The 5,655-nt window shown below is 67.6% G+C and carries 5 protein-coding genes, 1 tRNA gene and 1 pseudogene; 5 read left to right on the top strand and 2 right to left on the bottom strand.

The genetic code is table 11. The features are described 5' to 3' along the window. A pseudogene (locus tag EGM46_RS14275) lies at window positions 1-547 on the bottom strand (hypothetical protein); the annotation flags it as partial. Between the two features lie 83 nt (window positions 548-630). Here EGM46_RS14275 and lysA point away from each other — a divergent pair. The 5 genes from lysA to EGM46_RS14250 all read left to right on the top strand — a co-directional run bounded on the left by lysA (window position 631) and on the right by EGM46_RS14250 (window position 5,079). Continuing rightward, window positions 631-1,929: a diaminopimelate decarboxylase gene (lysA, locus tag EGM46_RS14270; RefSeq protein WP_125100791.1), complete on the top strand. Its 1,299-nt coding sequence runs from the start codon at window positions 631-633 to the stop codon at window positions 1,927-1,929. A gap of 70 nt (window positions 1,930-1,999) precedes the next feature. Next, window positions 2,000-2,935, top strand: coding sequence for an ABC transporter substrate-binding protein (locus EGM46_RS14265; protein ID WP_125100790.1), 936 nt, complete (start codon window positions 2,000-2,002; stop codon window positions 2,933-2,935). 8 nt (window positions 2,936-2,943) lie between these two features. Further along, a complete protein-coding gene (locus tag EGM46_RS14260; protein WP_125100789.1) occupies window positions 2,944-3,906 on the top strand; it encodes an amino acid ABC transporter permease in 963 nt (320 codons plus the stop codon). Then, entirely contained in the window at window positions 3,899-4,705 is an 807-nt protein-coding gene (locus EGM46_RS14255) for an amino acid ABC transporter ATP-binding protein (RefSeq protein ID WP_277425229.1), read from the top strand. Before EGM46_RS14260 ends, EGM46_RS14255 begins: the two co-directional genes overlap by 8 nt. 300 nt (window positions 4,706-5,005) lie before the next feature. Beyond that, window positions 5,006-5,079, top strand: a tRNA-Pro gene (locus EGM46_RS14250). Between the two features lie 231 nt (window positions 5,080-5,310). On the opposite strand, the gene EGM46_RS14245 is transcribed toward EGM46_RS14250, so the two are convergent. Beyond that, on the bottom strand, window positions 5,311-5,655 hold a 345-nt coding region (locus EGM46_RS14245; protein WP_164512923.1), incomplete at its 5' end, for a tyrosine-type recombinase/integrase.

The raw sequence follows: 5,655 nt of genomic DNA, 5'->3' as shown, positions 1-5,655 counted from the left end.
GCGCCGAGTAGGCGAGGATGTTGCGGCGGTGATCCTCGATCGCCACGGAGCCGCCGAACGCCTGCGCCACCGAGTTGGCGAGCGCGAAGAGCCGGTCGCCCGAGTTCGTGCCGAGCTGCAGGCCGGCCCCGTGCTCGCCGAGCAGACGGCTCACGAGCGCGTCGAACTCGCGCCAGCCGACGCTCGGCGCGATCCCGAGCAGGTGGATGCCGTGCCGCACGCACGCGCCAACGATCCCGGCGGCGTCCTGCCCCTCCGCCGCGCGCACCACGATCCCGCTCGCCTTCGCCGCGGCCAGCCGCTCGCACAGCAGGTCGATGCGCTCCGGGCTGAGCTCCGCGTGCGCGGTGAGCATGATCAGCTGGCCGGTGAGGTGCTGCTCCAGCAGGTCGGTGTCGTAGTAGCTCACCCCGCCGAGGGCAGCCGGGTGCGGTGGCGCGTGCAGCACCGTGAGCACGCCGTGCCCCATCTGCGTGACGAGGCTCGCGATGGGAAGCCCAGTAGACAGCGGGGAGAGCACGCTCGTGCGCGAATTCGACAGAGTCACGGGTAAACCTTAGCGGTTTCGATAAAAGTGCGCCCGCATTCGCTTTCTACAGTCGGTACTGACGAAAACAAAGGAGTGTCGAAGTGGCAGCTAGCGGGTTCCACGATCCCCGGTTCGAGCGGATCTTTCCCCCGAACGCGACGGTGAACGCCGAGGGCGTTCTCGAGGTGGGCGGCTGCTCAGTCCCGGCGCTCGCCGCGGAGTACGGCACCCCCCTCTACGTGATCGACGAGCAGGGCCTCCGCGAGCGGATGCGCGCCTACCGCGAAGGGCTCGCCGAGCGCTGGCCGAACAGCCAGGTCGCGTTCGCATCGAAGTCGTTCCCCGTGCTCGCCGCCTACGCGATCGCCGCGGCCGAGGGGCTCGCGATCGACGTCGCCGGCGCCGGCGAGCTGCTCCTCGCGCTCGAGTCGGGTGCCCCGCCCGAGCTCATCCACCTGCACGGCAACGCGAAGAGCCACGAGGAGCTCGTGCTCGCGGTCGACGCCGGCATCGGCGCGATCGTGCTCGACGGCGAGGCCGACGTCGAGCGCCTCGACGCGCTCCTCACCCGCCAGCAGGACGTGCTGATCCGGATCATCCCCGGCGTGAACCCCCGCGTGCCGAAGGCGATCTCGACGGGCGGCGAGACCTCGAAGTTCGGCCTGCCGATCCCGCAGGCGAAGGAGCTGATCTCTCGGCTCGAGCGCCACCCCTTCATCAACGTGGTCGGCCTGCACCTCCACATCGGCTCGCAGGTGCTCGAGGTCGAGCCGTTCGAGCGCGCGGTCGAGGCGGTGCGCGAGCTCGGCGAGTTCCCCGTCTACAACATCGGCGGCGGGCTCGGCGTGAACTACAACGTCGCGCACGACGCCCCGAGCCTCGACGCGTACCTCGATGCGATCACCGCCGCGGCGAAGCGCGTGCTGCCAGCGGACAGCCGCCTCATCATCGAGCCGGGCCGCTCGCTCGTCGCACGCGCCGGCATGACCGCCTACCGCGTGAACAACGTGAAGCAGACCGGCGCCACCTTCGTCGCTGTCGACGGCGGCCTCGCCGACCAGCTGAACGTCGCACTGATGAACATGGAGTTCACGCCCATCGTCGCCGACCGCGCGAGCGCCAAGCCCGACACCGTGGCGCAGCTCGTCGGTCGCCAGTGCGAGTCAGGCGACCTGCTCGTCGACCGGGCCGAGCTCGCGGCACCCGCCACCGGCGACACGATCGTGCTCGCCGCGACCGGCGCGTACGGCTACACGCTCTCCAACAACTACAACGGCGCGCTGAAGCCCGCCGTCGTGTTCTGCCGCGACGGTGAGAGCCGCCTCGCGGTGCGCCGCCAGACGTACGCCGAGTTCCTCGGCCACCACGTCGGCCCGAACGAGGAGGCCTGGGCCTCCTGATCCGCCCCCGATCTTTCCGACCAACCGACCACCACACCGCCCACGATTCCCCAAGGAAGAGGAACACCCCATGAAGAAGCTCATCAAGATCTCCGCAGCCGCAGCGTTCGTCGCGGCGCTCGGCCTCACCGCATGCTCCGGCGGCGGCACCGGCGACTCGGCGCCCGCGACGGACGACACCGCTGCGGCGCTCACCTCGGGCGTCGACACGGCCGCCGAGGCCGCGCTGCCGCAGTCGATCCGCGACGCTGGCGTCATCCGCGCAGCCGCCGGCATCCCCTACCCGCCGTTCATCCTCCTCGAGGGGGAGAAGCAGGTCGGCCTCGATCCCGATCTGGCTCAGGCGCTCGGTGAGAAGCTGGGCGTCGAGGTGAAGATCTCGCACCAGGCGTTCGAGACCGTCATCCCGTCGCTGCAGGCCAAGAAGTTCGACATCATCATGTCCGGCATGAACGACACCGTGGAGCGCGAGGAGACCCTCAACTTCATCGAGGAGATCTACGCTGGCTTCTCGATCGTCGTGAAGGCCGGCAACCCCGAGGGCATCACCGGGCTCGAGGACCTCTGCGGCCACCCGGTCGCCGTGCAGAAGGCGAGCGCGCAGCTCGACCTGCTCACCGAGCTCGCCGCCACCTGCGAGGCCGAGGGCAAGGGCGAGCTGACGATCCAGCAGCTGCCCACCGCGCAGGATCCCCAGACCGCGCTGAAGGCCGGCCGCGTGGTCGCCTACCCGGTCGACGCCCCCGTCGCCGCGTACACCGTCGCCACCGCAGGCGACGGCAAGGACTTCGAGATGGTCGAGGACCCCGAGAACCCCGCCGGCGTGAACCCCGTCTACACGGGCATCGGCACGCTCAAGGAGAACACCGAGCTCACCGAGGCGCTGCGCCTCGCCATGCAGTCGCTCATCGACGAGGGTGTTTACCAGGAGATCCTCGAGAAGCACAACCTCGGCAACTTCGCGACCGATGAGGCGATCGTCAACGGCGCATCGCTGGAGGGATAACACACACCATGACGCACGCAACTGTGACGGCCCCGGAGCAGGATCGGCGCTTCGACATCGAAGCCCTCCCGCTCCGGCGGCCCGGCCGGTGGATCTGGGCGATCGCCCTGATCCTGTTCGCCGCCTGGTTCGTCCAGGCGCTCTGGACCAACAAGAACATCGACTACTCGGTCGTTGGCCAGTACATGTTCAACCCGGAGATCGTGTCCGGCGTCGGGGTGACGCTGCTCATCACCGCGATCTCGATGATCATCTCCACCGTGCTCGCCGTGATCCTCGCGGCCATGCGCTTGTCGGGCAACCCCGTCGCAGTGGTGTTCTCCTCCTTCTACGTGTGGCTGTTCCGCGGTACGCCGCTCCTCGTGCAGATCGTGATCTGGGGCTACTTCGGCCTCATCTTCGAGAAGATCTCGCTCGGGATCCCGTTCACGGACGTCGTGTTCTGGTCGATCGACACGAACGTGCTGCTCACCGCCTTCGTGGCCGGCATCATCGCGCTGACGCTCAACGAGGCCGCATACTCGGCCGAGATCGTGCGCTCGGGCATGCTGTCCGTCGACGCCGGGCAGAAGGAAGCCGCCGCCTCGCTCGGCATGAGCCCGTACGCCACATTCGTGCGGATCCTCCTGCCGCAGGCCATGCGCGTCATCATCCCGCCGCTCGGCAACGAGCTCATCTCGATGATCAAGAACACCTCGCTGCTCTCGCTCATCGCCGTGATGGAGGTGTACACGCGGGCCACCCAGATCTCCGCGCAGAACCTCAAGCAGGTCGAACTGCTCATCGTGGTGAGCATCTGGTACCTGCTCATCGTGTCGATCCTGTCGATCCCGCAGCACTACCTTGAGCGCTACTTCGGCCGCGGTGTTGAGCGCAACGCGCCAACGTCGACGCTGCAGAAGGCGCGAGAGATGACCGGGGCGATCGCCGTCCAGTTCCAGGGAAAGAAGAAGGGGGAGCGTCGTGGCTGATATCACTCACGCAGATCCCGGGACCGCGCAGCTCAGCGATTCCGCCCTCGTCCAGCTCCGCGGGGTGCGCAAGCACTTCGGCAACCTTGAGGTGCTGAAGGGCATCTCGATGGACGTGCACGCCGGCCAGGTGTCGGTGCTGCTCGGCCCGTCGGGATCCGGCAAGTCGACCCTCCTGCGCTGCATCAACCACCTCGAAACGATCGACGGCGGCCGCATCTCGGTCGACGGTGAGATCGTCGGCTACCGCCCCGAGGGGGACCGCCTCCGCGAGATGCACCCGCGCGAGGTGGCCAAGCAGCGCCGCTCCATCGGCATGGTGTTCCAGCGCTTCAACCTGTTCCCGCACAAGACTGCGCTGGAGAACATCATCGAGGCGCCGATGGTCGTCGGCCGCCGGAACCGCGCCGACGCGGTCTCCGAGGCCCGCCAGCTGCTCCGCCGCGTGGGGCTCGAAGCGTGGGCCGACCACTACCCGTCGCAGCTCTCTGGCGGCCAGCAGCAGCGCATCGCGATCGCCCGCGCGCTCGCGATGAAGCCCAAGCTGATGCTGTTTGACGAGCCCACCTCCGCGCTCGATCCGGAGCTCGTCGGCGAGGTGCTCGACGTCATGAAGGAGCTCGCCACCGAGGGCATGACGATGATCGTGGTGACCCACGAGATCGGCTTCGCCCGCGAGGTGGCCGACCAGGTGGTCTTCATGGACGGCGGCGTGGTGGTCGAGGCTGGCGCACCGGCCAACGTCATCGACAACCCGCAGCACGTCCGCACGCAGGGCTTCCTGCAGAGCGTGCTCTAGCGAGTGCTGTAGCGCGTGCTGTCGCGCGTGTGCCCCGGTCGCCATGTTGGCGGCCGGGGCATCGCCGTTTCTGGGGTGTGTGGCTGGGAGCGTGGCCGCCCGTTCCTGGCTGGGTTCCGGCCGTTGCCTGGCGCGGCGCGCCCGGTGTGCACCCGTGGTCAGCGGCCACGAAAAGTATGGGTAAGATAGAAGAGTTGTCCACGAGCAATCGTGACCAACGGGCTGTGGCGCAGCTTGGTAGCGCACCTGACTGGGGGTTAAGTGCAGTAGAGCTTTCCTCGGTCCAAATCAACTGAATAACGGGATGTGGCGCAGCTTGGTAGCGCACCTGACTGGGGGTCAGGGGGTCGCAGGTTCAAATCCTGTCATCCCGACGAAAAAGCCCTGATGAGAAGCGGATTCTTGTCGGGGCTTTCGTCATTTCTGGTGACCTCCACGGGGCCCGGGAACGAGTGCAGATCGGGCTTAGTTGGCCGTCGCCGCCGATGCTCGGATCGAGGCCCGTTAGGAATCTAGTGGGCCAAATAGTGGCTATCTAGTGGGCCAAAATCCGGGCGTGACGAAAACCTGACCCTATACGGGGCCAGGGAACGGCTGCCTGTTCGCTATAACTGGGGTCTTGTGCGCCGGATGTCCTCCTTCCGCTCCGGCGGGCGCGCGAGGAACTGATTCGCGAGTTTCGCGGCCTCGTTGAGATGGCGGTGGTCAGGATGCAGGTAACCTTTGGTCGTCTCGATCGAGGCATGTCCGAGGATGCGCTGCAGCACATGGAGCGGCACCCCGGCATCCGCGAGCCAGGTGGCTCCCGTGTGCCGGAGGCCATGCCGGGTGAGGCTGTCCATGCCCAGGCCCTTCACAAGCTCATCCCAATGCGTTGCGTCACGGATCGTCGCGGTCGTGAGTACCCCGCCCCGCGGCCCGCGCAACAGCGGATCGCCGGGCTTCTTGCC

It is taken from the genome of Leucobacter chromiireducens (assembly GCF_003917135.1).
Taxonomy (GTDB): domain Bacteria; phylum Actinomycetota; class Actinomycetes; order Actinomycetales; family Microbacteriaceae; genus Leucobacter; species Leucobacter chromiireducens_A.
Note: the sequence above shows the minus strand (reverse complement) of the source record. Positions and strands in the feature narration are given on the sequence as shown.